Annotated in this window: 3 protein-coding genes; 2 read left to right on the top strand and 1 reads right to left on the bottom strand. The window is 64.7% G+C overall.

Annotated elements, in window-relative coordinates:
• Positions 1–927: M23 family metallopeptidase (locus JOZ76_RS22840; RefSeq protein WP_291702143.1), on the top strand; the 927-nt coding region annotated here is incomplete at its 5' end.
• 168 nt (positions 928–1,095) lie between these two features.
• On the opposite strand, the gene clpB is transcribed toward JOZ76_RS22840, so the two are convergent.
• Positions 1,096–3,735, bottom strand: coding sequence for an ATP-dependent chaperone ClpB (clpB, locus tag JOZ76_RS22845; protein WP_291702145.1), 2,640 nt, complete (start codon positions 3,733–3,735; stop codon positions 1,096–1,098).
• 229 nt (positions 3,736–3,964) lie between these two features.
• Here clpB and JOZ76_RS22850 point away from each other — a divergent pair.
• The coding region (locus tag JOZ76_RS22850) for an MOSC domain-containing protein (RefSeq protein WP_291702147.1) at positions 3,965–4,557 on the top strand (593 nt) is incomplete at its 3' end.

Raw genomic sequence — 4,557 nt, forward strand, 5'->3', positions numbered from 1 at the left:
GGCAAATACGTTCCGGTCGATCTGCGCAATGTCGACACCGATATCGCCGAGACCGGGCAGGAAGAAGGAAACGCCGAAGACGACGGCAGCGGGGTGCGGCTCTACCAGAGCATTTACGAAACAGCGCTGCGCAACAACATGCCAAAATCGGTGATCGAAGAGATCGTGCGCATCTACGCCTACGACGTGGACTTCCAGCGCAAAGTACTGCCGGGCGACTCCTTCGACGTGCTTTATGCGGACGACGAGAACGGCGACGGCAAGAACGAGGTGCGCTACGCCTCGCTGAGTGTCGGCGGTGAGACCAAGAAATATTACCACTTCCAGACCACCGACGACGGCACCTACGATTACTATGACGAGACCGGCAAGAGCGCGAAGAAATTCCTGGTCCGCAAGCCGGTCGCCGACGGCATCATGCGCTCCGGCTTCGGCGGACGGCGCCACCCGATCCTCGGCATCGTCAGGATGCACACCGGCGTCGACTGGGCCGCGCCCTACGGCACGCCGATTTTCGCCTCCGGCAACGGCGAGATCGAGAAGGCCGGCCCGGCAGGCGGCTACGGCAAATATATCCGCATCAAGCACAACAACGGCTACGAGACCGCCTACGGCCACATGTCGGCCTTCGCCAAGGGCATGGAGCCCGGCAAGCGGGTGCGGCAGGGCCAGGTGATCGGCTTCGTCGGCTCGACCGGCGAGTCGACCGGCCCGCACGTGCACTACGAGATCCTGGTCAACGGCCGCTTCGTCGACCCGATGCGGGTGAAACTGCCGCGCGGACGTTCCCTCGACGGGCCTGTCATGGCGGGCTTCGAGAAGGAGCGCGACCGGCTCGATGCGATGATGGCCGGACGCGGCGGCGGCGCCCGCATGTCGGACGCGACCGGCGGCCCGCTGCCGGTGCAGCAGGCCAGCAACCGGTGATCGGATCCGTCTGATCCCTTTCCCATCGATTTAGTCATGTGCCCGCAACCGCGGAGCGATGCCGCGCATCGGGCACAGCCAAGCCTCCGCCTGGACCCGCGGACAAACAAAACCCCTACGCCAGTCGGCGGAGGGGTTTTCGCGTACGGGTAATTCGAGAGCGGGACGTCAGTTCAGCTTGCGCCGCGGCACCGGGGTTTCGAACTGCGCGATGTCAGCGGTCTGCGGCGCCTTGCCGTTGAAAGTCAGCACATTGCCTTCCGCCGCAATCGTGATCCTGTCGCCATCCTTCACCTCGCCGGCCAGAATCATTTCCGCGAGCGGATCCTGCAAATAGCGCTGCATTACCCGCTTCAACGGGCGCGCGCCATAGGCCGGATCCCAGCCCTTTGCCGCCAGCCAGTCGCGCGCCGCCGCCTCCAGCGTCAGCGCGATCTTGCGCTCCTCCAGAAGGCGCGACAGCCGCGCGAACTGGATCTCGACGATGCGGCCCATCTCGCTCCGCTGCAGGCGATGGAACAGGATGATCTCGTCGACTCGGTTCAAAAATTCGGGACGGAAATGCGCGCGCACCATGCCCATCACCTGCTCCCGCACCGCCGAGGTGTCCTCGCCCTCCGGCTGGTTGACCAGGTACTCCGAGCCGAGATTCGAGGTCATGATGATCAGCGTGTTACGGAAATCGACGGTGCGGCCCTGGCCGTCGGTCAGGCGGCCGTCGTCCAGTACCTGCAGCAGCACGTTGAAAACATCCGGATGCGCCTTCTCGATCTCGTCGAACAGCACGACCTGGTAGGGCCGCCGCCGCACCGCCTCGGTGAGCGCGCCGCCCTCGTCATAGCCGACATAGCCGGGAGGGGCGCCGATCAGCCGCGACACCGAATGCTTTTCCATGTACTCGGACATGTCGAGGCGGACCATCGCGGTCTCGTCGTTGAACAGGAACTCGGCGAGCGCTTTGGTCAGCTCGGTCTTGCCGACGCCGGTCGGCCCCAGGAACATGAACGAGCCCATCGGCCGGTTCGGATCCTGCAAGCCGGCGCGCGAGCGGCGCACGGCGGTTGCCACCGCACGCACCGCCTCGGCCTGGCCGACCACGCGCTTGCTTAAGCTCTCTTCCATCTTGAGGAGCTTGTCCTTCTCGCCCTCCAGCATCTTGTCGACCGGCACGCCGGTCCAGCGCGACACCACCTGCGCGATGTGGTTGGCGGTGACCGCCTCCTCCATCATCTCGCCGGAGTTTTCCTTGGCCTCGATCGCCGCAAGCCGCTTTTCGAGCTCGGGGATGCGGCCGTAGGCGAGTTCGCCGGCCTTCTGGTATTCGCCGCGGCGCTGCGCATTGGCGAGTTCGATGCGCAGGGCATCGAGCTCGCTCTTGAGCTTCTGCGCATTCGACAGCTTGTCCTTCTCGGCGCTCCAGCGCGCGGTCAGGGCCGACGATTTCTCCTCGAGTTCGGCGAGCTCCTTCTCCAGCGCCTGCAGCCGGCTCTTGGAGCCGCGATCGCTTTCCTTCTTCAGGGCCTCCTGCTCGATCTTGAGCCGGATGATCTCGCGGTCCAGCGAATCCAATTCCTCCGGCTTGGAATCGACCTGCATCTTCAGCCGCGCCGCGGCCTCGTCCATCAGGTCGATCGCCTTGTCGGGCAGGAAACGGTCGGTGATGTAGCGGTTCGACAGCGTGGCGGCCGCGACCAGCGCCGAATCGGTGATGCGCACGCCGTGGTGCTGCTCGTATTTGTCCTTCAGCCCGCGCAGGATCGAGATGGTGTCCTCGACCGTGGGCTCGTTGACATAGATCGGCTGGAAGCGCCGCGCCAGCGCGGCATCCTTCTCGACATGCTTCTGGTACTCATCCAGCGTGGTCGCGCCGATGCAGTGTAGCTCGCCGCGCGCCAGCGCCGGCTTCAGAAGGTTGGACGCATCCATCGCGCCATCGGCCTTGCCGGCGCCGATCAGCGTGTGCATCTCGTCGATGAACAGGATGTAGCTGCCCTCCGCGGCCGTGATCTCCTGCAGCACGGATTTCAGCCGCTCCTCGAACTCGCCACGATATTTGGCACCGGCGATCAGCGCGCCGAGGTCGAGCGAGAGCAGCCGCTTGTCCTTCAGGCTTTCCGGCACGTCGCCATTGATGATGCGCAGCGCCAGGCCCTCGACGATCGCGGTCTTGCCGACGCCGGGTTCGCCGATCAGCACGGGATTGTTCTTGGTGCGGCGGGACAGCACCTGGATGGTGCGGCGAATCTCCTCGTCACGGCCGATCACCGGATCAAGCTTGCCGTCGCGCGCCGCCTGGGTCAGGTCGCGGGCATATTTTTTCAGCGCATCGTAGGCGTTCTCGGCGGTCGCCGAATCCGCGGTACGGCCCTTGCGCAGCGTCTCGATCGCGGCGTTCAGATTCTGCGCCGTGACGCCGCCCTTGGCGAGGATGTTCGCGGCCTCGCTGCTCTTGTCGAGCGTCAGCCCGAGCAGCAGCCGCTCGACCGTGACAAAACTATCGCCGGCCTTGTCGGCGGCCTTTTCGGCCGCGTCGAAGGCGCGCGCCAACTCCGGCGACATGTAGATCTGGCCCGCGCCGCTGCCCGACACTTTTGGCAGCTTGTTCAGCGCATCCTCGGTCGCTTTCAGGATCGCGCGGGAATTACCGCCGGCCCGGTCGATCAGGCCGCCGGCCAGCCCCTCGCTGTCGTCCAGCAGCACTTTCAAAACATGCAAAGGCGAGAACTGCTGATGTCCGTCGCGCATCGCGAGCGACTGCGCCGACTGGACAAAGCCCCGCGCCCGCTCGGTGTATTTCTCGATATTCATGTCTGTTCCCTCAGCCTGCCGTCCAGCCCCTAGCGGCAACTGCCACGACATCTTCAATGGGTGTCCGCCGGGCCCGCGTTGACTTGTCGCAACGAGACCGGCGGCCGCATCACCGGCATATCAAGCCTGGCTTGAGGCAGATGTGGGAAGGGCGTTTGCGGAACGGAAGAGCAGACCTCACGAATTCGTGCATGGTGGCGCGATGATCAGAAATCTCCTAAGAAACGGCATGCCTTCGATAACGCACGCCGAAATTTCCGGCCTTTACCGCTACCCGGTGAAGGGCCTGTCTGCCGAATCCCTTGACACCGTGCCGCTCGCGGTCGGAAAGACCCTGCCGGGCGATCGCCGCTACGCCGTCGAGAACGGCCCGAGCGGCTTTGACCCGGCGCATCCGGCCTGGCGGCCGAAGACCTATTACCTGATGTTGATGCGCCATGAGCGGCTGGCGGGACTTCACTCCCTGTACGAGGATGACACCAATCGCCTGACCATCCGCCGCGATGGCGAGATCGTCGTGCAAGGCGACCTCGAGACCGCGGAAGGACGCGCCGCGATCGAACGGTTCTTCGCGACCAACTTTGCCCAGGAGCTGAAGGGACCGCCAAAAGTGCTCTCCGGCGGCGGATACAGTTTCTCGGACCTCGCGAGCAAGGTGGTTTCGATCATCAATCTGGCAAGCGTTGCCGCGATCGAAACCATGGTCGGCGCGGCCGTGAATCCGATACGCTTCCGCGCCAATCTCTACGTCCAAGGCTGGCCGGCCTGGCATGAGGCAGGCCTCTTGCATCAGACGCTCGCGGTCGGCGAGGCGCGGCTGAA

This window comes from Bradyrhizobium sp. (genome assembly GCF_019244115.1).
Taxonomy (GTDB): Bacteria; Pseudomonadota; Alphaproteobacteria; order Rhizobiales; family Xanthobacteraceae; genus Bradyrhizobium.